The sequence below is a fragment of the Pseudomonas sp. 05N36 genome, from assembly GCF_056397385.1.
Genome location: NZ_JBFTNH010000019.1, coordinates 1 through 22,377, shown reverse-complemented (window position 1 = coordinate 22,377; position 22,377 = coordinate 1). Strand labels below are relative to the sequence as shown.

The 22,377-nt window shown below is 56.4% G+C and carries 24 protein-coding genes and 1 pseudogene; 14 read left to right on the top strand and 11 right to left on the bottom strand.

Going from position 1 to position 22,377, the window contains the following annotated elements; translation table 11 throughout:
• Window positions 1-131 precede the first annotated feature (131 nt).
• A complete protein-coding gene (locus AC1DIH_RS21615; protein WP_477773218.1) occupies window positions 132-632 on the top strand; it encodes a GNAT family N-acetyltransferase in 501 nt (166 codons plus the stop codon).
• A gap of 56 nt (window positions 633-688) precedes the next feature.
• On the opposite strand, the gene AC1DIH_RS21610 is transcribed toward AC1DIH_RS21615, so the two are convergent.
• Together AC1DIH_RS21610 and AC1DIH_RS21605 are read right to left on the bottom strand one after the other, a co-directional pair.
• Window positions 689-946: a hypothetical protein gene (locus AC1DIH_RS21610; RefSeq protein WP_216741504.1), complete on the bottom strand. Its 258-nt coding sequence runs from the start codon at window positions 944-946 to the stop codon at window positions 689-691.
• A 158-nt stretch (window positions 947-1,104) separates the two neighbouring features.
• A complete protein-coding gene (locus AC1DIH_RS21605; RefSeq protein ID WP_477773217.1) occupies window positions 1,105-2,208 on the bottom strand; it encodes a polyamine ABC transporter substrate-binding protein in 1,104 nt (367 codons plus the stop codon).
• A gap of 139 nt (window positions 2,209-2,347) precedes the next feature.
• Between AC1DIH_RS21605 and AC1DIH_RS21600 the strand changes: the two genes are divergently transcribed.
• Window positions 2,348-3,139, top strand: coding sequence for a LuxR C-terminal-related transcriptional regulator (locus AC1DIH_RS21600; protein WP_477773216.1), 792 nt, complete (start codon window positions 2,348-2,350; stop codon window positions 3,137-3,139).
• Between the two features lie 230 nt (window positions 3,140-3,369).
• Window positions 3,370-3,564, top strand: a pseudogene (locus AC1DIH_RS21595) (LysR family transcriptional regulator); the annotation flags it as partial.
• A 61-nt stretch (window positions 3,565-3,625) separates the two neighbouring features.
• Here the strand turns inward: AC1DIH_RS21595 and AC1DIH_RS21590 are convergent.
• Window positions 3,626-3,940, bottom strand: coding sequence for a DUF3303 domain-containing protein (locus AC1DIH_RS21590; protein WP_054597995.1), 315 nt, complete (start codon window positions 3,938-3,940; stop codon window positions 3,626-3,628).
• Window positions 3,941-4,124: 184 nt separating this feature from the next.
• Here AC1DIH_RS21590 and AC1DIH_RS21585 point away from each other — a divergent pair, with 184 nt between their 5' ends.
• The 4 genes from AC1DIH_RS21585 to AC1DIH_RS21570 all read left to right on the top strand — a co-directional run bounded on the left by AC1DIH_RS21585 (window position 4,125) and on the right by AC1DIH_RS21570 (window position 8,215).
• Window positions 4,125-4,379 carry a DUF2790 domain-containing protein gene (locus AC1DIH_RS21585; RefSeq protein ID WP_054597996.1) on the top strand — a complete coding sequence of 85 codons (255 nt, stop codon included), beginning with the start codon at window positions 4,125-4,127 and terminating at the stop codon, window positions 4,377-4,379.
• 143 nt (window positions 4,380-4,522) lie between these two features.
• Complete coding sequence (locus AC1DIH_RS21580; RefSeq protein WP_477773215.1) at window positions 4,523-5,194, top strand: heavy metal response regulator transcription factor; 672 nt, start codon at window positions 4,523-4,525, stop codon at window positions 5,192-5,194.
• A complete protein-coding gene (locus tag AC1DIH_RS21575; RefSeq protein ID WP_477773214.1) occupies window positions 5,191-6,579 on the top strand; it encodes a heavy metal sensor histidine kinase in 1,389 nt (462 codons plus the stop codon). The genes AC1DIH_RS21580 and AC1DIH_RS21575 overlap by 4 nt, the downstream gene beginning before the upstream one ends.
• A gap of 403 nt (window positions 6,580-6,982) precedes the next feature.
• Window positions 6,983-8,215 carry an MFS transporter gene (locus AC1DIH_RS21570; RefSeq protein WP_477773213.1) on the top strand — a complete coding sequence of 411 codons (1,233 nt, stop codon included), beginning with the start codon at window positions 6,983-6,985 and terminating at the stop codon, window positions 8,213-8,215.
• 403 nt (window positions 8,216-8,618) lie between these two features.
• On the opposite strand, the gene AC1DIH_RS21565 is transcribed toward AC1DIH_RS21570, so the two are convergent.
• Together AC1DIH_RS21565 and AC1DIH_RS21560 are read right to left on the bottom strand one after the other, a co-directional pair.
• Window positions 8,619-8,888, bottom strand: a complete 270-nt coding sequence (locus AC1DIH_RS21565; protein WP_054597405.1) for a hypothetical protein — start codon at window positions 8,886-8,888, stop codon at window positions 8,619-8,621.
• Window positions 8,889-9,326: 438 nt separating this feature from the next.
• Window positions 9,327-10,262 carry a Ppx/GppA phosphatase family protein gene (locus AC1DIH_RS21560; protein ID WP_477773212.1) on the bottom strand — a complete coding sequence of 312 codons (936 nt, stop codon included), beginning with the start codon at window positions 10,260-10,262 and terminating at the stop codon, window positions 9,327-9,329.
• 255 nt (window positions 10,263-10,517) lie between these two features.
• On the opposite strand from AC1DIH_RS21560, the gene AC1DIH_RS21555 reads away from it, so the two are divergent.
• Both AC1DIH_RS21555 and AC1DIH_RS21550 read left to right on the top strand, forming a co-directional pair.
• Complete coding sequence (locus AC1DIH_RS21555) at window positions 10,518-11,138, top strand: LysE family translocator (protein ID WP_477773211.1); 621 nt, start codon at window positions 10,518-10,520, stop codon at window positions 11,136-11,138.
• Between the two features lie 134 nt (window positions 11,139-11,272).
• Window positions 11,273-11,674 carry a GFA family protein gene (locus tag AC1DIH_RS21550; RefSeq protein ID WP_477773210.1) on the top strand — a complete coding sequence of 134 codons (402 nt, stop codon included), beginning with the start codon at window positions 11,273-11,275 and terminating at the stop codon, window positions 11,672-11,674.
• A gap of 177 nt (window positions 11,675-11,851) precedes the next feature.
• On the opposite strand, the gene AC1DIH_RS21545 is transcribed toward AC1DIH_RS21550, so the two are convergent.
• On the bottom strand, window positions 11,852-12,808 hold the full coding sequence (locus AC1DIH_RS21545; protein WP_477773209.1) for a GlxA family transcriptional regulator: 957 nt from the start codon (window positions 12,806-12,808) through the stop codon (window positions 11,852-11,854).
• Between the two features lie 115 nt (window positions 12,809-12,923).
• Between AC1DIH_RS21545 and AC1DIH_RS21540 the strand changes: the two genes are divergently transcribed.
• Both AC1DIH_RS21540 and AC1DIH_RS21535 read left to right on the top strand, forming a co-directional pair.
• A complete protein-coding gene (locus tag AC1DIH_RS21540) occupies window positions 12,924-13,925 on the top strand; it encodes an SLAC1 anion channel family protein (RefSeq protein WP_477773208.1) in 1,002 nt (333 codons plus the stop codon).
• 65 nt (window positions 13,926-13,990) lie between these two features.
• Complete coding sequence (locus AC1DIH_RS21535) at window positions 13,991-14,317, top strand: DMT family transporter (RefSeq protein WP_477773207.1); 327 nt, start codon at window positions 13,991-13,993, stop codon at window positions 14,315-14,317.
• A gap of 84 nt (window positions 14,318-14,401) precedes the next feature.
• Here AC1DIH_RS21535 and AC1DIH_RS21530 read toward each other — a convergent pair whose 3' ends face one another.
• Genes AC1DIH_RS21530 through AC1DIH_RS21515 form a run of 4 tightly spaced genes read right to left on the bottom strand, consistent with a single transcriptional unit; the run spans window position 14,402 to window position 18,611 of the window.
• Complete coding sequence (locus AC1DIH_RS21530; protein ID WP_477773206.1) at window positions 14,402-15,526, bottom strand: agmatine deiminase family protein; 1,125 nt, start codon at window positions 15,524-15,526, stop codon at window positions 14,402-14,404.
• 14 nt (window positions 15,527-15,540) lie between these two features.
• Window positions 15,541-16,644 carry an extracellular solute-binding protein gene (locus tag AC1DIH_RS21525; RefSeq protein ID WP_477773205.1) on the bottom strand — a complete coding sequence of 368 codons (1,104 nt, stop codon included), beginning with the start codon at window positions 16,642-16,644 and terminating at the stop codon, window positions 15,541-15,543.
• 1 nt (window position 16,645) lies between these two features.
• Entirely contained in the window at window positions 16,646-17,554 is a 909-nt protein-coding gene (gene aguB, locus AC1DIH_RS21520; RefSeq protein WP_477773204.1) for an N-carbamoylputrescine amidase, read from the bottom strand.
• Between the two features lie 4 nt (window positions 17,555-17,558).
• Window positions 17,559-18,611: an agmatine deiminase family protein gene (locus AC1DIH_RS21515; RefSeq protein ID WP_477773203.1), complete on the bottom strand. Its 1,053-nt coding sequence runs from the start codon at window positions 18,609-18,611 to the stop codon at window positions 17,559-17,561.
• A gap of 134 nt (window positions 18,612-18,745) precedes the next feature.
• Here AC1DIH_RS21515 and AC1DIH_RS21510 point away from each other — a divergent pair, with 134 nt between their 5' ends.
• The 3 genes from AC1DIH_RS21510 to AC1DIH_RS21500 all read left to right on the top strand — a co-directional run bounded on the left by AC1DIH_RS21510 (window position 18,746) and on the right by AC1DIH_RS21500 (window position 20,992).
• Entirely contained in the window at window positions 18,746-19,618 is an 873-nt protein-coding gene (locus AC1DIH_RS21510; RefSeq protein ID WP_477773202.1) for a LysR substrate-binding domain-containing protein, read from the top strand.
• 239 nt (window positions 19,619-19,857) lie between these two features.
• A complete protein-coding gene (locus tag AC1DIH_RS21505; RefSeq protein ID WP_477773287.1) occupies window positions 19,858-20,235 on the top strand; it encodes a c-type cytochrome in 378 nt (125 codons plus the stop codon).
• Window positions 20,236-20,344: 109 nt separating this feature from the next.
• Complete coding sequence (locus AC1DIH_RS21500) at window positions 20,345-20,992, top strand: VOC family protein (protein ID WP_477773201.1); 648 nt, start codon at window positions 20,345-20,347, stop codon at window positions 20,990-20,992.
• 163 nt (window positions 20,993-21,155) lie between these two features.
• On the opposite strand, the gene AC1DIH_RS21495 is transcribed toward AC1DIH_RS21500, so the two are convergent.
• A complete protein-coding gene (locus tag AC1DIH_RS21495) occupies window positions 21,156-22,061 on the bottom strand; it encodes a hypothetical protein (protein WP_477773200.1) in 906 nt (301 codons plus the stop codon).
• Window positions 22,062-22,377 lie beyond the last annotated feature (316 nt).

Below are 22,377 nucleotides of genomic sequence, written 5' to 3'. Positions count from 1 at the left end.
ACCATACCGGCGTGAATGCGCCTAGCCGCATTTGCTCAAAGCGCTTGGGTAGCCAGTAAAGCCGCATCCCTTTACCATCAGGCGACCACACGGAAGGCGTTGCCCTCGGTGACAGAAAAAGGAGCAACCTTATGAAGCCCATCAGAATTCGTACCCTGCAAAGTGCTGATACTGAGGCGTTGCTGACATTTGAACGGGACAATCGCGAATGGTTTGAGCGCCACATTGACGCACGCGATTCGGCTTTTTACTCGGTGCAAGGTGTCACCGACCATATTGCCGCTTATTTATCCGATTTTGCCGCTGGAACCTGGCACCCGTTTGTCATCGAAGATGCTGACGAAAATATAGTGGGTCGAGCGAACCTGAAAGGCATCGACATAACCGAGCGGTCGGCAGAAGTCGGCTATCGGATTGCTCAAAGCGCGTGTGGCCAGGGACTGGCAACACTGGCGGTGAAGCATCTGATCCGGGAAGCGCAGCTGCATTGGAACCTTAAACAACTGGTTGCCAACGTATACGCTGGCAATATCGGCTCGGCAAAAGTACTGGAACGGTGTGGCTTCTCGATCGAACATGCCTCTCGGCAAGAAGGCACGGAGCACGAATATCGGTTTGGCCTTTCGATTTAGATCAGTGGATGATTGGCCAATACCTGTAGAACGGGCGCCTTCAGGGCTGATGCAAGTCAGTCAAGAGACCGCGCAGGCAACACATGACCCGTAGCAGCCGGTGCAAGTTCGGGGAACTCAACCAGCAGTGCCTTGTTACCCCTGGCGATGTGCTCCGTCACCGCCATGGCGATGTTTTGACGCACCACTCCCGCCGAGACGTAATACATGGCCCAGGCTTGTTCGGGCGTGCAATGGGCGATCTGTTCCTCAATTTCCTTATAGGCTTTGTATTCGTCCGACTCCAAGTGGCATTGGCAATCACCTTGGCGCATGACTTATCTCCTTCCCTGGAACTGCTGTGACAACCCTTTAGTCAGTCGACTGATAAAGGCAGCCCCTACTTCCTACTTGATGACCAACATTTCAAATAAATGCTGGTTATCGCCGGAAGCAGGAGCAACGTTTCAACAAAGACAACACCCCAGCCAGATCAAATGCCCGTCTTAACTTTGCTCCAGACTCGGGTGCGGACACGCTCCAACTTCAATGGCAGCGGTTCAAGTGGAATAAGTGAAGCAATCGTCTTTTGATCCGGGTAAACCCAAGGATTGTCTGCCAGCTTCTGCTCGACAAACTCAGTGGCATCTTTATTAGCGTTAGGGTACAGAGTGTGGTTTGAGGTCTTGGCAATAACTTCTGGTCGCAACATATAATTAATAAACGCCAACCCTTCCTTCGGGTGAGGTGCGTTTTTTAGCAGAACCAGATTTTCCGACCACACCAGCGCGCCCTCGCGAGGAAGGCTGTAGGCAATCTTGCGTCCAGTGTTGGCCTTCTCGTTTATGGCCTGCGCAGCAAGGGCGCCATTAGCCCATCCCACAACCGCACAAATATTGCCATCCGCCAGGTCAGCGTCGATTCTGGATGAGTCGAAATAGAGGACGTAAGGGCGGATTTTCAACAGCAGGGCTTGTGCTTTCTGGTAATCATCCGGGTTCTTGCTGTTGCTGGGGAGCCCAAGGTAATGCAAAGCAATCGAAACGATCTCACTGGGAGAGTCGAGCATTGCCACACCACACGACTGGAGTTTGCTGATGTTTTCTTCTTTGAAGATCAGATCCCAGCTATTCACCGGAGCATCATCACCCAATGCCGCTTTGACTTTATCAACGTCATAGCCAATGCCGGTAGTGCCCCATAAATAGGGCACAGCGTAGCGATTACCAGGATCATTGACCGCGACTTGGGACAAGATCTCAGGATCGATATGTGACAAGTTACTCAGTTGATTACGATCCAGGGGCTGAAGGACTCCCGCCTGGATCAGGCTTGGCAACACATTGGAGGTAGCCACCACCACGTCATACCCCGTGCGCCCAGCCATTACCTTACTCTGCATGATTTCGGCACTGTCGAACGCATCCATCTGCATTCTGGTACCGGTTTCCTGCTCAAACTCCTTTGGGGTCTCCGGTGCGATAAACCCGAACCAGTTATACAGATACATTCCAGGCTCTACAGCCGCCACTGATGTGCTGATCCCTACACAGAGAAGCGAGGCTGAAAAAATGCTTCGCAAAGGTGATTTTCTCATGCAACTATCCTTGTCAAGACGATGTGCCCTCATGGCCATCCTAAGCCCTGACAGTGAATATACCGGGCATTAGCGAATAGTAAATACCTACGAATACTTACCTCTGACCTACGAATCCCTAACCCTAAAGGGGTAGACAATGCCACTCGACCTTCATAGCCTGGCCTGGCACCGATCGATTGGAAAGCTGATCATGCAGTTGAACCGTCCAGAATTCTGGAGCTCGCTGATTCGCACATTAAATGAATATGTGCAAATCGATAACTGGGTTGTATTAATCTTCAGCAATCAACACGTACACGTTATCAGCCTTCCTGAAGTAGCCGATATCGAAGAAATCGACGCATTCACTCATCGCTATGTGAAAGGGCTTTATCTGCTGGACCCATTTTATATAGCCAATCGAGAAAACCCGCAGAGCGGCTTCTTTCATCTGCTGGATATTGCACCGGAGCACTTCCTTAAAACCGAGTACTATCATCAATATTTCGCACAGTACATTTCTGTTGATGAAGCGCAATACAATGTCCAGCTCGACGCCGACAGAACGTTATGCATGTCCCTTGGCAGCAACATCCACTTCAATCAAGAACAAATAACACTACTTGACATTATCAAGCCATGGGTCATTGCATTAATGCACCAGCGTATGTGTTTTGAGATTGACGTAGAAAAAAATCTCACCGAGCCACCGGTATGGCCAGAAACGATTACCCCGCTTGGAGCACAAATAACAACACGCGAAAATGACGTACTCAAATTGCTACTGAGTGGCTTCTCCAACAAAGAGATAGCCGGAAAACTTTCCCTGTCGACAGAAACGATAAAAGTGCACCGCCGTAATATTTACGCCAAATTAAATATCAAATCACAATCCGAACTATTTGCCCGTTTCTTCATGCCAAAACAGGATGCTCTCTCTACAAATTGAAGTGTGTGCAGTCGGCGATGGTCGTGAGCTGCCCGCCATCCGCCCGAGTGGCGAAGTTTTTCGCTGAAACGCCATGCGCCTTCGCCAATTCCGCGTCCGGCGCCCGGTGTGTAGGGCAACGACAACGGGATAAAGGCTTTCATGGTGAATCCTCGGATTATTTCGAAAGATCAACCTGAGAGGCGCCGCACGCGTTCAGCCACTGCGGCGCCATTGGCTCAGCGACGGCGGGCGTCGAGGCTGAAGTTCATGTGGTACTGGATGTGATGCTTCCCGCTGAGCGCGTGGTAGATGCACTCAAATCATTTCGAGAGGAATTTCCTACGGTTGCACTCCACTTGCATATGGAGGCGCTCGGCGCAGTCACTCAACTGGTGATCAACGGCGGCGCGTCCGTCGGCGTCAGTGGCCCGCCGCAAGGTGGTTGATTGATCAAAGCTCAGCGGGCGATGCGCCCGCTCTTCGATAACTCCAGGATAATCTGCATCACTGGGGTTTCAGGCCATCGCGCCAGGCGATTGCTTCGAGTTCGACCCGGACCGCGTCCTCGACGGCAACCACCGGGCGCGCCTGGAACTCGAAGGCAGGAAACGTCGAGCAAACCTTGTGAACCGCCAGCGGATCGTCGCACTCCACCAGCATGTGTCCACCCCACTCGCCCACGCGCACGACAAACACCTCGATCTTGAAATTGTCCGGGGCCTTCCATTGACCGAACACCTCCAGGATCCGCTTCTGCGCACTCTCGTACTCTGCAGGCGAACCTTGTGGCCGTTCGAACCAGCTGATCATGTACTTCATCGCCATCCTCCTCTGGAGAGGTAAGGATAGTTCTCGATGCAACTTCTCGCTTCAATCGCCTCAGTAACCCGCCCTTGCATTACAACTTTGTCATTGTGCTGTTGGTCGGCTGTTGGAGTTGCCTTGTTACCTTGAACTCACTGCCAAACAACAGGCAGCCCACTTCAGACAAGGAGATACTGCCATGAAACTGTTAACGCTCGGACTCGCCACCCTCCTCGCCACCGGTTCAGCCTTCGCCGGTACCAGCGACACCTCGGCGGTGATCCACGACAGGACCGGTTTCTTCGTCCACCTGGATGTCGCGAAAGTCCTGTCCATGACTGAAATTCCGGACCAATGTGACGTCACTCCAGCCCGTCTCGATTACCTGGATCATCAGGGTCAGGAACATGTGCTGGACTATTCGGTTCAAGGACGTTGCACCAACGGAAACTGATGGGATGCGGTATACACATGACTGTCCGGGAGCAGGCAATACGCAACAAAACCTGATGATTGGGCTAAAATTGCGCGACCTGCTCTCGGCGTTCAGACCCGTACTTTTGGGTTGAAGGCCGACACCGAACCAAGGTCATTCTCATGAACATCCTTGTCGTGGAAGACGAGCCCAAGGCGGGCAATTACTTACTCAATGGCCTGCAGGAGCAGGGATACTCCGTCAGCCTGGCCCGCGATGGCATCGAGGGTTTATACCTGGCCCTGGAAACGCCTTTCGACGTCATCGTGCTGGATGTGATGATGCCGAAAATGGACGGCTGGGAAGTACTGCGCCGACTGCGCAAGGAAGCCGATACGCCGGTACTGTTCCTGACCGCGCGCGATGACATCGCCGACCGAATCAAAGGCCTGGAGCTGGGGGCCGACGACTACCTGATCAAACCCTTTTCTTTCGCCGAACTGGTCGCACGCCTGCGCACCCTGACCCGTCGGGGTCCGACCCGGGAAGAAGAGCAACTGCAGATCGCCGACCTGCAGATCGATGTCATCAAACGCCGCGTCACCCGCGCCGGCGTGCGAGTGACACTGACAAATAAAGAGTTTGCCTTGTTGCACCTGTTCGCCACGCATCAGGATCAGGTGCTGTCGCGTTCACTGATCGCCTCCCGGGTCTGGGACATGAACTTTGACAGCGACACCAACGTGGTCGATGTGGCGGTGCGACGCCTGCGCCTGAAAATCGACGACCCTTTCCAGCTGAAGCTGATCCACAGTGTGCGGGGCATTGGCTACCGCTTCGATACGCAACCATGAACCGTCGCCATTACTCCCTCACCCTGCGTCTGGCCGTAGTGTTCGCCTTGCTGGCCTTCGCCCTGCTGGCCACCACCGGCGTCGCACTGTACCGCGATCTTGAGCGCGAACTGATACGACGCGACGAGTCCACGCTGGTCTACCGCATCGATCAGCTGCGTAATTTTCTCAATGGCAGCAATACGCTGGATCTGATCAAGACCAAACCTGTGCTGTTTCAGAACATGCTGGGCAATCGCGAGTACATCCTCACGATTGGTGTTCCGGGGGAAGCCCCGTTACTGCAGGTCAATCCCCGGCATATCGATATTCCCGACCTCACGCCCGTGGCCATGGAGCAATCCCTGTCACTGACCGATGTACAGCATCTACCCGCCGTGAACGGAACCCCCTTCGCGGCCATCTCCGCGAGTATCGACTCGGGTACGCTGAAACTGACCGTTGGCTGCCTGATGACCGAACGAACCGCCGTACTCGCCAGCTATCGTCTCAGCGTTTACATCCTCGCCAGCCTCGCGGCAATTGTCCTGGCGCTGGCGGGATACGCCCTGGTTCACCGCGGATTGTTGCCCGTCAGACGCCTGGCGCAGCAAGCCCACGGTATCGGCATTGGCAACCTGACAGAGCGACTCGACAGCCAAGGCGCCCCGAAAGAGTTGCTGCCGATGATCGACTCGTTCAACACCATGCTTGAGCGACTCGCCAAGGGTTTTGCGCAACTGAGCCAGGTCTCGACCGACATGGCCCACGAACTGCGCACGCCCATCAACAACTTGCTGGGCGAAATCCAGGTCGCCATGCATAAGAACCGCAGCGTGGAGCATTACCAGCAGTTGCTCGCCTCCAACGTCGAAGAACTCGAACGCCTGGCACACATGCTCGACAACATCCTGTTCCTTGCTCGTACCGATCCAGGTAGCGCTCGTGATCAGCGCCAGGAACTGGGCGCCGCCGACGAGCTGGAACGCGTAGCCGATTACTTTGAAGGCCTGGCCGCAGACGTCGACATGACCATCCGCGCGGAAGGCGACGGCCTTATCTGGGCCGAGCCCATGCTGCTACGCCGCGCCTTGGCCAACCTGTGCGCCAATGCGATCAAATATGGCGCACCTCATTCCGAACTGTTGATCCAGGCCACTCCATCCGAGGACGGCATCAATCTGCGCGTGCGCAACTACGGAACCACCATCCCGGCGGAACACCTTCCGAGATTATTCGAGCGTTTCTACCGAGTTGATCCATCACGCGAGCGCTCGGCCCAGTCCAATGGCCTGGGGCTTTCGATCGTCGCCACGATCATGCAGTTGCACAGTGGCCGCTACAGCGTCACCAGCGAAAATGGCGTGACCTGTTTCGATCTGTTTTTTCCGATACGGGAACAGTAAGGGTGTCCGTTCGGTTTTCAGGCCCTGACACACTAAACTGTGACCGAACTCACCTCACTGGGCACAACCGAGCATGAACCAACTTTTAGCCATTCGCGTGTTTGCCCGGGTCGTCGAAGCAGGTCCATTTACCAAGGCAGCCGACTCTTTGGAAATGTGTCCCCTTTTCCCAGTCGTATCGAGGCCGCCCAGCGGGTGAGGTGAACCTGAGCAATAGACACAACGTCGCTGTTCGACACGGTCCGGCTTGCCTTGCGGAGTTTCAGGTGAATCAGATGAAATCCATGATCATTGCAACCAGCCTTATTTGCACTGCATCCCATGCTCTGGCTGCAACGGAAAGTCTGGACGCAAACGTTAAGGGGCTGGCGCCTACCGGCTGGATCTGCGGCACGGTCGGAAAATGCCCTTCACGCCGGGTCAAGTGAACTCGCCAGTCCTTTCCCGCCTGCTATGCGTGCGAGGCTTGCGGGCATTCGCCGACGGTTACGTCAGCTTACTGCTGCCACTGTATTTGCTGGCATTGGGCATGCAGCCGCTTCAAGTCGGGATGATCGCCACCGGCACGTTGTTAGGCTCAGGTGTATTGACGCTCCTGGTTGGCCTCTATGCTCATCGTTTTACCTACCGTCTGTTGCTGCTGATGGCCTCGCTGCTCATGACGGGAACCGGTTTTGGTTTTGCGACTGTCACCGATTTCTGGCCTTTGCTGGTGATTGCCATCGTCGGGACATTGAATCCGTCCAGCGGCGACGTCAGCGTATTCTTGCCGCTAGAGCACGCCGTGCTTTCCGGCTTGGTGGACGAACGTCAGCGGACGGCGGTGTTTGCCCGCTATAGTCTGATCGCTGCGTTGGCTGCCGCATTGGGGGCGCTGGTCGCAGGGGCGCCTGATTGGATAGTCGCGACATCCGGGCTCGACAGGAAGAAAGCGCTACAAGCGATGTTTCTCCTTTACGGCTTATTAGGACTGGCATCGGCGCTGATTTACTCCACGCTACCTCAGGCGATCGGCACGGACGAGCACAAGGCGCCGGCGGCACCGTTACAAAAATCGAAGCGGGTCGTTTATACCCTCGCTGCCTTGTTTAGCCTGGATGCGTTCGGGGGTGGCTTCGTGGTGCAATCGATGATCGCCTTGTGGCTTTTCCAGAAATTTCAGCTTTCCACCACGGTCGCAGGCGAGATTTTTTTCTGGACCGGAGTATTGACGGCGTTTTCATATCTGGCAGCGAATCGCATAGCCGATCGGTTTGGACTCGTGAATACGATGGTGTTTACCCACTTACCCTCCAGCCTGTTCCTGATCCTCATTCCTCTGATGCCAACATTGAGCCTGGCAATCATCCTGCTGCTTGCACGCAGCGCGTTGTCGCAAATGGATGTGCCGACCCGTAGCTCCTACATCATGGCAATCGTGCCACGTGGGGAGCGCGCAGCGGCGGCCAGCATCACGACAGTCCCACGAAGCCTGGCGTCGGCGTTGAGCCCACTGCTCGCTGGTTATTTGCTGGGCTTATCGACGTTTGGTTGGCCATTGGTGATCGCGGGTGGTTTGAAGATCACCTACGACTTACTGCTGCTGAGCCTGTTTCGGGATATACGGCCACCAGAAGAAAGCGGCCAGAAGCGCTAGATAGGGGCGTGCCGAGACAAGGGGGGGAATTCGTTTATTCGGATGTAAAATGATATCTCGGTACAGAGGGCCCGAGACATGAAACCGATTATCTACTTGATCATTGGAGTGCTTGCGTGCCTTTCAACTCCCATGACCTTTGCTCAGGACCAGTTTGCCTACACCGTTTCCAACATGAAACGCTCTTGACCGATCAGCGCAATCGCGTAGCGCACGTGCAGACCACCTCGCTCCCAGACGAGCGTTCTGGAGATCCTGGCGTTCAGGATCTGTGCGTAGCAAGCACAGGCTTCGTCGAGATTATTGCCTGGAGTTTGGCACCTGCCGCCAGGAGTGTCCGTAATCCTCCCGGTAGACGTCGGGTCGCGCAATCCGTGCGCGACACGACGGGGTTGATACTTACTTAGATCCGGATGATCTGGGTGACATACGGCTTGCCGTTAATCGGCGCGTAAATTTCCACGACCGCTTGCCAGCTGTTTGGCGAACCAGGCTGCGTTGCTTTCGCCTGATAACGATAGTTGGTGCCGTTAACGACCTGGGTCGAAACCAGCTCGGCGGTGTAGTGCACACCCACGAGCCCGGCCAGGGCTTCATCGAATACTTCCTGATCCTTTGGAGTCAGTTCGTGATAAGGAGTCCATCCGCCAACGAGATTTTCTTGAGCCGACATACGATATATCTCCATATATAAGTTCCTACTCGTCTGGCTTTTCGGAGTTCGCCCCGTTTATTAAATGGTTTCCGGAATCCATTGTGCTGAGTGGTTTTCCGCGCCGCCCTGTTTGCCGTGAAACCGGGCATCTGGAAAAACACCGGTACGCGCCGCACGCGTCGAGCAATGCGGGCCGTCAAGTGGCAGGCGGGCTCGAACGTATGGTGATGGAGGACATGGATAGTGGTCGTCAGCTTCAGATCCTTGTCCCTGACAGAAACGGTCATCAATGAATGACGACTGCCAGACCTCCGTGTCTTGTCTGCGCGGTTTTGCTTATTGGGCATGCCGCTGGATGGCTTTAAGCTATCAAACCCAAGTGGAAAGTATGTCCGCATTTAACCATGCAAGATGTAAGGCATTGGCTATTCATAAGTGTGTAATCGCGTCGGGGGATTAGTACTTACGCATCAGGCCATGAAGAACGCCGAACCTTAAACCTGGCTCGGACGGAGTCATATGCGCGATACCCAATACCTTGAACGCCGCCAGCATCAGCACCAGGCCGCCGGGCAAGGCGCTCAGGCGATGGGTTGGCAAGCCCGCCAATTTGAGTCGTTTCACATGCCCCACTTCCAGCAGACGCAATGACAGACGCAACAGACCACCGTAGGTGATACCGCTTTGGCCATAGTCGTTCAATCCGTTGGCCTTGAGCACTTTGGCCAGCATCCTTGCGGTACCTGAAGAGCCGATAGTCTGCTGCCAACCGAGTGCGCGATAACGACGTGCAACTTTTTCAAACTGTAGAGTGGCCACCCGCTCAGCCTCGAGGAGCGCCTGAGCCGTGATACCACCGCCGTGAAAGTAATGTGCACCAAAGGTGCCGCTGCCGATGGCAATGCTCTCGGTCAACAGGGGGTGAGCACCCTGCCCCAGAATCAATTCAGTGGAGCCACCGCCGATGTCCACGACCAGTCGCATGCTCTCTGTACCCGGTATCGTGTGGGCAACACCGGCGTACACCAGTTGGGCCTCTTCATGCCCGGAGATGACATCAATACGAAAACCTAAATGCCGCTCCGCACTGCCCAGAAACAATTGAGCATTATCGGCTTCGCGCACGGCACTGGTCGCCACCGCACGTACACGACCGGCCTCAAAGCCACGTAACTTTTTGCCAAATCGCGCGAGTGCCTGCCATCCCCGATCCAGCGCCAATTCGTTCAGCGACCCGCCCTGAAATCCCTCCGCCAGACGGACAGGCTCACGCAGGGTTTTCACTTCCTGGATAACGAACTGCTGGTTCCGTTTGACCGACTGGCCAATCATCATGCGAAACGCATTGGAACCCAGGTCAATGGCCGCAAACAGGGAGGCGTCTCCTTTCATACGGGTATTCCTCGCACATTCATCAGCCATCAGGCGGAGCACTGCTGAGCGCTCAAGACGGTTTGCGAGGATCTTGCCATTGGTTCGATGACGCCAAGATGACACCCACTCTCTATTTTCAATGCAACAGGCACCAGACCAAGCTGTCTGGCAGAAGCCGAAGCGTTCGTAAAAAGACTGGAAGATCGTGTAGTCGCAGAAGACAACCCGCCATGTGCTAACGTTCGCGCGTCATCACCTTGAAGTCATACGCCGATGTCTATTGCTGATAACCTCCTCGCCTTTACCTTCGCAGCCACTCTGCTAACGCTGACGCCCGGCCTCGATACTGCTCTGGTTTTGAGAACCGCAACGGTGGAAGGTAAGCAACAGGCGTTTCGCGCTGCGCTGGGTATCAATGCTGGCTGCTTACTGTGGGGCGCCGCTGTCGCCTTTGGCCTGGGTGCTCTGATTGCGGTATCGGAGCTGGCGTACAGCCTGTTGAAATACTGCGGCGCCGCTTATCTGGCATGGCTCGGATTGAACATGTTGCTGCGCCCGCGTAGCTCACTGTCGCCCGTCGAAGATGACGGCAAGCCAAATGCAAACTGGTTCCTGAAGGGCATGATGGGGAACGTCCTCAATCCCAAAATCGGCATTTTCTACGTCTCTTTTCTCCCTCAATTTATCCCCCACGGACACAGCCTGGTTGCCTGGACATTTGGTTTGGTCAGCATTCATGTGGTGCTGGGCTTGATATGGTCTTCGACGTTGATTGGCGCGACTCAATCCCTTGCCGGCGTTCTGCGGCGTGAGAAAGTGATCAAGTGGATGGATCACACCACAGGCATGGTCTTTGTGCTGTTCGCAGCCGGGCTGGCCTTCAGCAAGCGCTGATGGCGAGGTCGTGATTAGCCTCCAGGCTGATTGCGGCCTTTCTCGATAGGTAGCAATCGGGCCAAGAGCAGTCGGTCGACACCGAAACTGCTCACAGGTTAAATTGCCGTCTTCATTATCAAACGACGTCCTATATGACCGAGATCTTTCAGGGCAGCTGCCTTTGCGGCGCCGTCAAATACGAAATTCGGTCACGACCAAAAGCCCTTTCTCACTGCCATTGCAGCCAATGCCGAAAAAGCCATGGCGCAGCGTTTGCCAGCTATGGCAGCGTGTTGCGTAGCGACCTGCATCTCGTACAAGGCGCCAACGGCATCAAGTCGTATCAATCCTCTGAATCAGTACTTCGCCAGTTCTGCGCCGAGTGCGGTTCGTCGCTGTTCTGGTCAAGAAGCCAAGGTGAGTACGCCGAGTGGATCTCGATAGCGATGGGCACTCTGGACTCCACGTTCACTTCCGACAAGCAGAAACATATAGAGGTGGCATCCAAGGCGCCATGGTATGAAATTCAGGATCATTGGCCACAGTCCCAGTGACCATTTTGGGTTGATAGCTGTCTTTCGCGACAGGCAGCAATCACCCAAAAGCGAACACTTGATCAAGATTTTCGGGCACCATAAAAATGAAATGGGGACAGACTTACTTCTCTGTCACCAGACTCGACACTGTATTGGGTCGATTGCTGCCCTTGGCGATTCAGGGCCCCTACGACCTCACACGGATGAAAACCGCTTTCGATAATCACTCGGAGCAACCCCGAGACGCCGCATGAACGCCCTTCTGAACCCGTCCGTATTGGCATAGCCGACGGTATCGGCCAAGCGCTTGAGTGATACGTCCGAATCTTCGATTAGCCGCCTGGCTGCATCTATGCGGGCAAGTTCGACAAACTCTGCCGGGGTCGAGCCGGCTTCCGCCTTGAAGGTACGAGCGAAGTTGCGCTCGCTCATGCCGGCGCGTACGGCCAGGACGGGTACGCTCAAGTCTGCCTTCAAATGTTCCACCACATAGTCCTGCACGTCTCTGATCACGCTGCGTTCGGCCGTTTGCGCTGCCAATTGGGCGCTGAACTGCGATTGCCCGCCAGGTCGCTTGAAGAACATCACCATTTCACGAGCGACACTGAGCGCCAGTTCCCTGCCGTGATCCTCTTCGACCAGCGCCAAAGCCAGGTCCATACCCGCCGTGACCCCTGCCGAGGTGTAGATATTTCCGTCCTTGATAAAGATGCTGTCGGGCTCGACGTGGGTTTGCGGATGTTCCCTGGCGAGTTTTGCGCTGGAATTCCAGTGAGTGGTGACACGGCGCCCATCGAGCAGGCCAGCGGCGGCAAGCAAGAAAGCGCCGCTACAGACCGAACCGATACGGCGCACGGATTTCGCCTGCCTGCGCAGCCAATCTTGCAGTGCGGGGTCAAGGGCAATTTCGTCGATGTGTGGGCTGCCGGCCACAAGCAACGTGTCAATCTTGCCTTTGTAGGTTTCGAAGGTTTCGTCGATACCGAGTTTCAAACCGCTTGAGCCTTTGATCATCCCCTTGTCAGTACCGATGACTTCGACCCGGTAGGCGCGCGGATTGCCGAGCTGCCGGGCCGCTTCAGCAAAGACGTCTGCCGGGCCGATGACGTCCAGCAGCTGCACGCGGGGGAATGCCAGAAGGGTTATGCGCATGATGTCTGTCCTCGTCGAATCATTGGCTGAATACGTCGCCTCAAGAGCATTTCAGCCAAAGGTCGTTTGGCTGAAAATATCTCAAACGGCAAATTCAGTCAAACGGGAGACTGCCATGAACTCTGCATACACCCCCTCCATCGCAGTTGAGCAATCGATACCACGCGGCACGACGTCGATCAAAAACCTGCCCATCAATCTGTTCGGTTCAGTCATGGGTTTGGCTGGCCTGGGACTGGCATGGCGCTTGAGCGGTCAGTATTACGGCATCGGCGGCGTGTTGGGAGAAGCGATTGGCGCGCTGGCCGGCCTGGTATTCGTGTTGCTGACCCTAAGTTACCTGACCAAATGGGTGAAACACCCTGAAGCGGTAAGGGCCGAGTTCAACCATCCAATCGCCAGCAACTTTTTTGGCACCGTCACCATCGCATTGTTGCTGCTTTCGGCAGTCGCGGCGCCACACAGCCAGTTGCTTGGACTGGCTCTCTGGATACTGGGCAGCGTATTGACCGTGTTGCTTGCTGGCCTCGTGGTTTCCCGTCTGTTGTCGGGCAATCAGGATTCGTTGAATGCCGTACCTGCCTGGCTGATACCCGGTGTCGCCACCCTCGATATAGCGGTAACCGGTGCGCACATGCCTATGGCTTGGGCCGCGGAATTCAACCTTTTCGCCCTCGCCGTGGGTGCGGTGCTGGCACTGGTTTTCTTCACCCGGATCTTTTCGCGGCTGGTGCATCAGGCAGCGATGGCCAAAGGTATGGTGCCTTCGCTGATGGTCCTGATTGCACCGTTTGAAGTAGGTTTCCTGGCATACACCAACGTGTTCGGCGAGATCGACCGGTTTGCCAGTGTGTTGTTCTACTTCGGCCTGTTCCTGTTCGTGGTGTTGAGTTTCAAAGTGTTCCGTCGCGATGTGCCCTTTGCGCCTTCGTGGTGGGCAATCAGCTTTCCCATCGCGGCCTTGAGCAATGCGGCGCTGAAATATGCACATGTCCAGGACAACGCCCTGCTGATGCTCATCGCTGCTGTGATTCTGCTGTTCCTCACTGTGGCACTGACCGTGCTGATGGTGAAAACCCTGATTAGCCTGCTCAGCGGCAAACTGTTGGCCAACTGACCGTTTACCTCCCTTTGGCGAGCCTTCACCGGCTCGCTTTTTTTTGCCCATAAAGGTTTCATCGAATGACTTACAACACTTCGTGGTTACTGTTGATCGTTGCCGGACTTCTGGAGATCGCCTTTGCGGTGGGGTTGAAATCTGCAAATGGTCTTGAACGGCCCTGGCTGCTGGTCGGCACCGTCGTCGTATTGGCCGGCAGTTTGTGTTTGTTGACGATGGCGTTGCGTGTCCTGCCTGTAGGAACCGCCTATGCGATCTGGACCGGCATCGGCGCTGCCGGCACAGCCATCGTCGGCATGTATTGGTTGGGCGATGGGGTTTCCTTCTGGCGGCTCGTCTGGATCGGCTTGATCCTGCTGAGTGTCGCCGGGCTACGCTGGGCAGCCTGAACAGAGCAGATACCTTACTAACCGCACATTTGATGAGTGAGAAAGCAGACAACTCAGACGGGGTCTGCTTTGAAATATCAGCAACTATCCATAAGGCTGGTGACTGGTCACACAGTGGATCCCACCACCACCGGCGGCGATGGCATCGATGTTGAGCTGAACCACCACACGGTCTGGGTAGAGCTCGGACAACAGGTCAAAGGCTTGGGTATCTGCCGCCTTGTCACCGAACTCGGGGGCAATGACCGCGCCATTGATCACGAAGTAGTTGATATAACCCGGCGCGAAGTCTGGGTTGTTTTTGCTGAACCGGCTCTTTCGTGGATTGAGCGGAGGCGACACGGTGTGCACGTGCAGCGTGCGGCCATCGGCATCGGAGGCCTTCCTGAGAATGTCCAGATGGGCAAGCGTCACTGCGTGGTCATAGGATTCGGGGTCGTTGTCGAGGTTGGCGATCACCACACCCGGCTTGACGAAGCGGGCATAGAAGTCGACGTGGGCGTCGGTGATGTCCTTGCCTTTGATGCCCGGCAGCCAGATGATTTTGCGCAAACCCAGTCTGGCTTTCAGTTCTGCCTCTACGTCTGCCTTGCTCCAGCCGGGATTGCGGTTGCTATTGATCCAGCTACTTTCGGTCATGATCCCCGTGCCGTGGCCATCGACTTCGATAGCGCCACCCTCGCCCACCAGCCGGCTGCGCATGTAGCTGGCGTCAGCTGTCCGGGCGACCGAAGCGGCAATCTGCGCATCATCGGCATGCTGCTGTTTGTTGCCCCAGCCGTTGAAGTTGAAATCCACCGCGCCGAGCCCGCCTTCGCCATCGATGACGAGATTGGCTCCGATATCGCGCATCCAGATATCGTCCAGCTCCGTGACAACAAAGGTGATGTTGCTCGTACCACACTTTTCTTCAGCCAGATCCCGCTCGCTCTCGCGGCAGAACACGGTCACCGGCTCATGGTTGGCAATGGTGCGGGCGATCCGGCCCAAGGCATCTTGCACGTCAGGCGTGAAGTCCTCGTGGATGGCCTCCTGTGCACCAAAGGCGATAAAGGCCCGCCGATGTTTTTCGCCCTCATCCGGCATATGCCAGCTGCCCTTGACGGCTGCTTGCACCCGGGGAGCATTCAGGCCCAGTCCCATGGACGCGGCTGCGCCCAGACTGGCAACCACCGAAACCTGCTTGATGAACTCACGACGTGTCGACATGCGTAACTCTCCGTTCATTTTGCGGAAGCTGTCTTGAATTTGGTCCATGCCCGCATGCGCGCACGCATATCCGCCTGGGGAATGTCTTTGCCCGGGATCAGTCGTTGGTAAGTGGCGTCATCGAGGTAGATATCCGGGTTGTTTCGCATCATTGCGTCGACACTCGGCCGTGCCTTGGCGTTGGAGGTGGGGTAACCGGTGAAGTTAGTGATGGCGGCCATGTTCTCCGGGCGCATGACGAAGTTGATGAATGCATAGGCGTACTCTGGGTGCCTGGCGTCGACGGGGATCGCCATGGTGTCCATCCACACCGTGGTGCCCTCGCGCGGGATGTGGTACTGGAACGTGGTTTTCTTGCCAGCGGCATCTGCAGCCCGTTGCGCCTGGGTCATATCGCCGCTGTAACCGAGCGACAGGCACAGGTTGCCGTTCACCAGATCGGTCACCGGTTGCGACTGGAACTTGCGGATGTACGGCCGCAGTTTGAGCAAGAGTTCACTGGCTGCTGCCAAGTCCTCCGGCTTGGCGCTACGCGGCTCACGACCGAGGTAATTGAGTGCGACCGCCAGCACTTCGTCTGGCGAATCGATCAGGGAAATACCGCAGTCCGCAAATTTGGCGGCCAGTTCCGGCTTGAACAGCATGTCCAGGCTATTCACCGGCGCATCCGGCATGCGCTTTTTGATCTGTTCGGCGTTGTAGGTCAGGCCGATGGTGCCCCACGTATAGGGGACGGTGGCCTTGCTCGAGTAGAGATAATGCGTCCGTAGTTTCTGCAAACCCGGCTCGATGTCATCCAGGGCGGTGAGCTTTGACTTGTCCAGCGGCTGCAAACTGCCGGCGTGCATCAGACGCTCACCAACAGTGTCGCCCGGAAAGATCAGGTCATAACCACTGCCGCCGGCCATCAGCTTGGCTTCCAGTGTCTCACTGCCATCCATGACGTCGTAGATCACCTTGATCCCGGTTTCGGCGGTGAATCTGGACAGGGTGTCCTCGGCGAAGTAATCGGCCCAGTTGTACAACCTCAGGGTCTTCTCCTCCGCCTGCACCGACGACAAGGCACCGCTTAGCGCCAATCCCAAGGAGCAGAGCAACAGCTTTTTGGTCACGTTCATGTCAAACCCCTTGAGTATTCCAGCGAGCATTAATGTGACGACCATCCAGGCTTAACAGCGCCCCGTACATGTCAGGACGGCGGTCGCGGTAGATGCCCCAGGTCAAGCGCTCTTCGCGCATGGCGGACAAGTCCAGGCTGTGTACCAGCACACCCAGGCTGTCACGGTCGGCTTCGGCGAGGAGCTTGCCCTTGTGGTTGCAGATAAAGGACGAGCCATAGAAGTTCATCTGCAGCGTCGGATCGGTGGTCGCCACTTCTCGGCCGATGCGGTTGGCGGCCACCACCGGCAGGAGGTTTGCGGCGGCATGGCCGCGCATGGTCATCTGCCAGTGGTCACGTGAGTCCAGTGCGGCGCAGCCAGGCTCAGAGCCAATGGCCGTGGGAAACAGCAAGACTTCGGCGCCCATCAACGCCAGGCAGCGAGCGGTCTCGGGGAACCACTGATCCCAACAAATGCCCACACCGATACGCCCGAACGCAGTGTCCCAGACACGAAAGCCGGTATCGCCGGGGCTGAAGTATTCCTTCTCCTGATAACCGATGGCGTTGGGGATGTGCGTCTTGCGATACACCCCCAGCAATTGCCCATCGGCATCGGCCACGCTTAATGAATTGAAGTAGGCATTGCCGGCCTTTTCGAACCAGCTCAGCGGCAGCACCACACCCAACTCCCTGGCCAGCGCGGCAAAGCGTTTTAGCACGGCGCTGTGCTGATATTCCTCAGCCAGTGCCAGGTGTTTGTGATGTTGCTCGATGCAGAAATACGGTGTGGCAAACAGCTCCTGCAGCAGGATGACCTGGGCGCCCTTCGCCGCCGCCTCACGTACCAATTGCTCGGCCTGATCAAGGTTGTGTTTCAGATCCCAGGTGCAGGGCATTTGGGTGGTAGCAACCGTCAAAATGGTCATGGCATTACCCCTTCAGTGGCCAGGCCGGCTGTTGCTGAGTGATGCAATGCACCCCGCCGCCGCCATGGGCCAGATGATTGATCCGCACCGGCACCACCTCGCGTCCGGGGAACGCCTGAGCCAACACTTCGGCAGCCACGTTGTCGGCATCGATGCCATAGGCCGGCATGATGACGGCGTTGTTGGCGATGTAGAAATTGGTGTAGGAGGCACAAAACACTTCGGCCTCGGTGTCCACGGCATCAGTGGCTTCATACAGGTCGATCAGCTCGAACGGTCGACCGTGGGCATCGGTTGCCAGCGCCAACGCGCGACGGTTTTCGCGTACCACCTCGGCATACACCGAGTGCTTGTCGTGAGTGGCGTCCACCAGCAACACACCAGGGCGGGCGAAAGCGCACACGCCATCGACATGGCCGTCGGTCATGTCGCCGGTCACATGGTCGGGATCGCCCGGCAGCCAGACGGTCTTCTTCACGCCGAGCAGACGCGCGAATATCTCCTCCATCTCGGCCTTGCTCATGCCCGGGTTGCGATTGGGGTTGAGCAATACCGACTCGGTGGTGATCAGCGTGCCCTCGCCGTCCACATGAATGGCCCCACCTTCGTTACTCAACGGAGTACCGAAGCACGCCAAGCCCAAGTGATTGAGTGCACGGCGAGCCAGGCTTTCGTCCAGGTCATGGGCCGACTTCCCGCCCCACGCGTTGAAGCGCCAGCTCACACCGGCCAGCCCCTGTTGCGGGTGGCAGACGAAGCTCGGGCCGGAGTCCCGGCACCAGCTGTCGTTCACCGCCAGCTCGATCAGTTCGATGTTGGGCCCGCACAACGCTTTGGCACTCGCGACAGCAGAAGGATCAACGACCATCTTCACCGGTTCAAAACGGGCAATGGCGTTGGCCACACGAGCGAAATCCTCTTGCACCTGCACCAAGGTGACACCCCAACCCGACTCCCAGAGCGCCTGGTTGTGCGGCCAAACCATCCAGGTTGCGGCGTGCCTGACCCATTCCGCCGGCATCCACCAACCCTTGTTTTGAATTTCATTCTGCTGCATGACAAGCACCTTTAAGTTAAGTCATTGTGTTCAATGAAAACTGCCTATGCGGTCTTGGCATGCATGCTACGGTTGCAAAAACGGGCAAACAAACGATGGATTTTGTAGACAAATGATTAGAGGAACTTATCAGCATGCTCAAACACTGGCCGCCGCTCGGCACCCTTCGCGGCTTTGAAGCCGCCGCCCGGCTGGGCAGTTTCCACAAGGCCGCCGAAGAGTTGCACCTCACCCAATCGGCGATCAGCCAGCAGATTCGCAGCCTCGAGGCGTACCTGGAACAACCCTTGTTCTTTCGCAGTGGCCGCAGCGTCAGTCTGACCGATGCCGGTCACGACTTGCTCAGCACCACCCAGGCACTGCTGCAGCAATTGGCCGTCGGCATTCGTCGCCTTGGGCAGTACCAAAAACCCAATCAGCTCGTCCTCAACACCACCCCGGCGTTCGCCCGTCACTGGCTACTGCCACGCCTGGAAGACTTCCGCCGCCAGCACCCGGAAGTTGATCTGTGGATTTTCAGTACCGATGAAGTCCCGGACATGACAACCCAAACCATCGACCTCGCCGTGCGAGACGACATCAGCTCCCAGGCCGAATGCAGCTTCAAGGTGCTACACGCCGACCGCCTTTACCCGGCGTGCCACCCCAGCCTCTTGGCAGTGCCCAGCGCCCAGCGCACCACCCTGCATGGCGAGCGGGAAATGGACTGGAGCCACTGGGCAGTGGAGGCTGGCATCGATGTAGGCCAGAAGGATCAAGGGCTGAACTTCTCCGACCCCGGCCTGCTGCTGGACGCCGCGTGCGCGGGGCTCGGCATCGCCCTGGTCAGCCAGTTATTGAGTCAGCCAGCGCGCGCCAATGGGCTGTTGCAGCCGTTGGTTGAGGAGACGATTCGCGGCCCCAACTGGGCGTTGTTGACTCATCGTGATAGTGAGAACAATCCGATGGCGCGGAGTTTTAGTGAGTGGTTGCTGAGCAAGCTGGCAGTGGGGAGTCAGGTGATGTAACGGTTTTGGGTCAGGGCTTGAAGGGGGCCGGCCTCTTGGTTTGGTGCACTTTGATTTGCGGATGCTTGGGAGGCCGCTTTGGAGGGGTGGGTTTCGGTCAGTTGGGACGGGCAAGAATCGGCCAGGAGCTACCGAGCCCAGAACTACTTGCCTTATGGCACAGCAGCTTCGGATAAACTAAAGCCAGCTCAGCAGAGACACCTTCTAGCATTCACGGACGAGACAAAACCCACATGTTAATGAAAATATCATTCATCGCCTCGCTAGTAACTTTATCGCTAATTCAAACACCACTATCCTTCGCGGATAATGCCAATGGGAAAAATCTCTATTTACAGAGATGCGTCATGTGTCACGGAGTAGATATCAAAGGAACAGGACCATTGGCTAATAAAATCAATCCTCCTCCACCCGACCTTACAACATCGGCTTTCAAAAAAAGACTAAATGATTATCCGGGCGTTATTGTGTCATCGATAATACTTCGTCCAAATGGAGACTTGATTCCAAGAACCTTGCGAGAGAATGGTGTAAAGATTCCGCCACACGCTTGGAGCGTTAAGGATTTTCGCGATTTGAATCAATACATGAGTGGTGTGATTTCAAAAACTCGATGATTTTGAGAAAAAGGGGACGGCGCGCTCAACCAGTCAACGTAACGTCATGGTGAATCTGTTGTTACTATTTCCACCTCGTTAATAAAAGATATCCGGAGGTTCACGGCGCATGAAAACCACCCTTGACCACCTCGCCATCGTCGCCCCCGACCTCGACACCGGCTGTGCCTTCGTCACCAACGCACTCGGCGTGGAGCTTCAACCGGGCGGGGTGCATCCGCGCATGGGCACTCATAATCGGTTGCTGCGCCTTGGCCCGGAGACTTATCTGGAAGTGATTGCCGTGGACCCGTCCGCCAATCGCCCGGACCGGCCACGCTGGTTCGGCATGGACCAATTGGCCGCTGATACGCCGCAATGCCTGGCGACCTGGGTTGCACGCACCGACGACATCCACGCAATGAGCGAAGCCTGCCGCGCCATTATCGGGGAACCCGAACCCATGACCCGAGGTACGTTGTCCTGGCAGATCACCATTCCTGCCGATGGCCACCTGCCGCTGAATGGATCAGCGCCAACATTGATTCAATGGGAACAAGCGCAACATCCCGCCAGCGCGATGCGGGACCAGGGGTGTTCGCTGGTGGCGCTGGATGTGTTTGATCCTGATCCCGAGAAAGTCCAGGCGTTGCTCAGCGCAATCAACTTTTCCGGGCCGGTTCGTCTTCATGGGTTGGGAGCACATTCAAAGCCCTGTTTGGTGGCACACATTCAAACCCCCACTGGTTTGAAAACATTGCCGATTGCTCATGGTTAGGACCATAAGATCGCAAGCCCCTGCGTTGAAACGCATCGCCCATAAAGTGACCAAGCCAGGATCAGTTTTTGTCTAGTCCTGAAACAGGTGTAAACCATATTCAGGACGGGACATTTAGAGGAAAAATGGGTGTCCCCTTTTCGAAGCAACCCCGGCGCCAGCGTCAGGGCTCTGCCGGCCGCAGATAGGGCTCGATAAAACCGCAGCCAAGAATCTCGTTCAGGCGTTGCGCATCGTTCATTCGGCGAAACAGTCCAAGAGTCTTCCACGGCGCGTGACCATCGACATTGGGCGCTCCCAGTCCGGCCAACAGGTCGGCGATCAGTATTGATCGGGTCTCGAAAGAGATGCGTGTCAGCCCGGTGCTATTGCCGACGCCGGCATGGGCATGAGCCCCGGAAAAGGCGATCAGGCTCCCCGGAGCGATATCGACGGCAATCCCCTCCTGCGGATCGATCGCTTCCAGCAGATGCGGAATGGCTTCGTCGGCGTCCACGGCATTGCGGCCGTCTCGATGGGATCGCTGCAAAATGGCGCGCATATCGAAATCTGCACTCGAATTACCCAGCGGTCGATGCCAGAGGCCTGGATACAAGGCGAAGGTACGCCCTGGCGCGATGGGATAGACGGGTGCCCACCAGTTGGTTTGTGCATAGATATTCGACCCCCAGGTATCGCGGTGAAACGCGATGGTGGCCGTCGTGCGGGCACGCTGCGTCGACTGCCCTGGCTCGCAATGCGGCTGAAAACGCAAATGCAGGCGATCGCACGCCAGGGTATCGGGGGCGATGCCAAGACTTTGCACGACGTCCTGCCAGCGCTGCCGGACCTCAGCCGAACCTGCGAAGTCGTTCTGAATTTTCGCAAAGCACTCAGTCTGCTCAGGGTGGCTCAAATGGCGATGGATCTCTTGCGGCGACCAGGGATGCAGCGCGTCTTCGAGCAGCGCACGCGTATATTCCACCAGCGCCGTCATGGGCTGCAGGTCAGTGAAGCGAATGATCTCGCCAGCATAGATCCGGTCATGCAATTGGCGAGCGGTGCTCGGTATGGCAAGCGAGCTGTACATGACTGGAAGTCCCCTGAAGGTGCGCCCCTGACTTTAGGTCCACGCCGATTGTGGCGAAAGTGGCAGGTGAGGCGAAAAAGCGCGGATCAGGCCCTGGGGACGTGAGCAACAGGCGACCTTCAAGCCATGAATGGGGCGCTTATGGCAGTTCCTGGCAGGCAGTTAACGGCCCAGAGTGTGTAAAAACGCTCATGGCCTCATCGTCTTGGACCATCGACGTTCTTGGCTGAACGATCGCAAGGCAAATGCTGCGTGTCGCATCAGTCGCGACCTGGAACACGTCAATGCTGTTTTTACAGCCTCTGGGATGGGCCAA

Bases quoted from the DNA above. Each gene is read 5' to 3' on its own strand.
- AC1DIH_RS21615 (WP_477773218.1), top strand. From the start codon at position 132: ATGAAGCCCATCAGAATTCGTACCCTGCAAAGTGCTGATACTGAGGCG.
- AC1DIH_RS21610 (WP_216741504.1), bottom strand. From the start codon at position 946: ATGCGCCAAGGTGATTGCCAATGCCACTTGGAGTCGGACGAATACAAA.
- AC1DIH_RS21605 (WP_477773217.1), bottom strand. From the start codon at position 2,208: ATGAGAAAATCACCTTTGCGAAGCATTTTTTCAGCCTCGCTTCTCTGT.
- AC1DIH_RS21600 (WP_477773216.1), top strand. From the start codon at position 2,348: ATGCCACTCGACCTTCATAGCCTGGCCTGGCACCGATCGATTGGAAAG.
- AC1DIH_RS21590 (WP_054597995.1), bottom strand. From the start codon at position 3,940: ATGAAGTACATGATCAGCTGGTTCGAACGGCCACAAGGTTCGCCTGCA.
- AC1DIH_RS21585 (WP_054597996.1), top strand. From the start codon at position 4,125: ATGAAACTGTTAACGCTCGGACTCGCCACCCTCCTCGCCACCGGTTCA.
- AC1DIH_RS21580 (WP_477773215.1), top strand. From the start codon at position 4,523: ATGAACATCCTTGTCGTGGAAGACGAGCCCAAGGCGGGCAATTACTTA.
- AC1DIH_RS21575 (WP_477773214.1), top strand. From the start codon at position 5,191: ATGAACCGTCGCCATTACTCCCTCACCCTGCGTCTGGCCGTAGTGTTC.
- AC1DIH_RS21570 (WP_477773213.1), top strand. From the start codon at position 6,983: ATGCCCTTCACGCCGGGTCAAGTGAACTCGCCAGTCCTTTCCCGCCTG.
- AC1DIH_RS21565 (WP_054597405.1), bottom strand. From the start codon at position 8,888: ATGTCGGCTCAAGAAAATCTCGTTGGCGGATGGACTCCTTATCACGAA.
- AC1DIH_RS21560 (WP_477773212.1), bottom strand. From the start codon at position 10,262: ATGAAAGGAGACGCCTCCCTGTTTGCGGCCATTGACCTGGGTTCCAAT.
- AC1DIH_RS21555 (WP_477773211.1), top strand. From the start codon at position 10,518: ATGTCTATTGCTGATAACCTCCTCGCCTTTACCTTCGCAGCCACTCTG.
- AC1DIH_RS21550 (WP_477773210.1), top strand. From the start codon at position 11,273: ATGACCGAGATCTTTCAGGGCAGCTGCCTTTGCGGCGCCGTCAAATAC.
- AC1DIH_RS21545 (WP_477773209.1), bottom strand. From the start codon at position 12,808: ATGCGCATAACCCTTCTGGCATTCCCCCGCGTGCAGCTGCTGGACGTC.
- AC1DIH_RS21540 (WP_477773208.1), top strand. From the start codon at position 12,924: ATGAACTCTGCATACACCCCCTCCATCGCAGTTGAGCAATCGATACCA.
- AC1DIH_RS21535 (WP_477773207.1), top strand. From the start codon at position 13,991: ATGACTTACAACACTTCGTGGTTACTGTTGATCGTTGCCGGACTTCTG.
- AC1DIH_RS21530 (WP_477773206.1), bottom strand. From the start codon at position 15,526: ATGTCGACACGTCGTGAGTTCATCAAGCAGGTTTCGGTGGTTGCCAGT.
- AC1DIH_RS21525 (WP_477773205.1), bottom strand. From the start codon at position 16,644: ATGAACGTGACCAAAAAGCTGTTGCTCTGCTCCTTGGGATTGGCGCTA.
- aguB (WP_477773204.1), bottom strand. From the start codon at position 17,554: ATGACCATTTTGACGGTTGCTACCACCCAAATGCCCTGCACCTGGGAT.
- AC1DIH_RS21515 (WP_477773203.1), bottom strand. From the start codon at position 18,611: ATGCAGCAGAATGAAATTCAAAACAAGGGTTGGTGGATGCCGGCGGAA.
- AC1DIH_RS21510 (WP_477773202.1), top strand. From the start codon at position 18,746: ATGCTCAAACACTGGCCGCCGCTCGGCACCCTTCGCGGCTTTGAAGCC.
- AC1DIH_RS21505 (WP_477773287.1), top strand. From the start codon at position 19,858: ATGAAAATATCATTCATCGCCTCGCTAGTAACTTTATCGCTAATTCAA.
- AC1DIH_RS21500 (WP_477773201.1), top strand. From the start codon at position 20,345: ATGAAAACCACCCTTGACCACCTCGCCATCGTCGCCCCCGACCTCGAC.
- AC1DIH_RS21495 (WP_477773200.1), bottom strand. From the start codon at position 22,061: ATGTACAGCTCGCTTGCCATACCGAGCACCGCTCGCCAATTGCATGAC.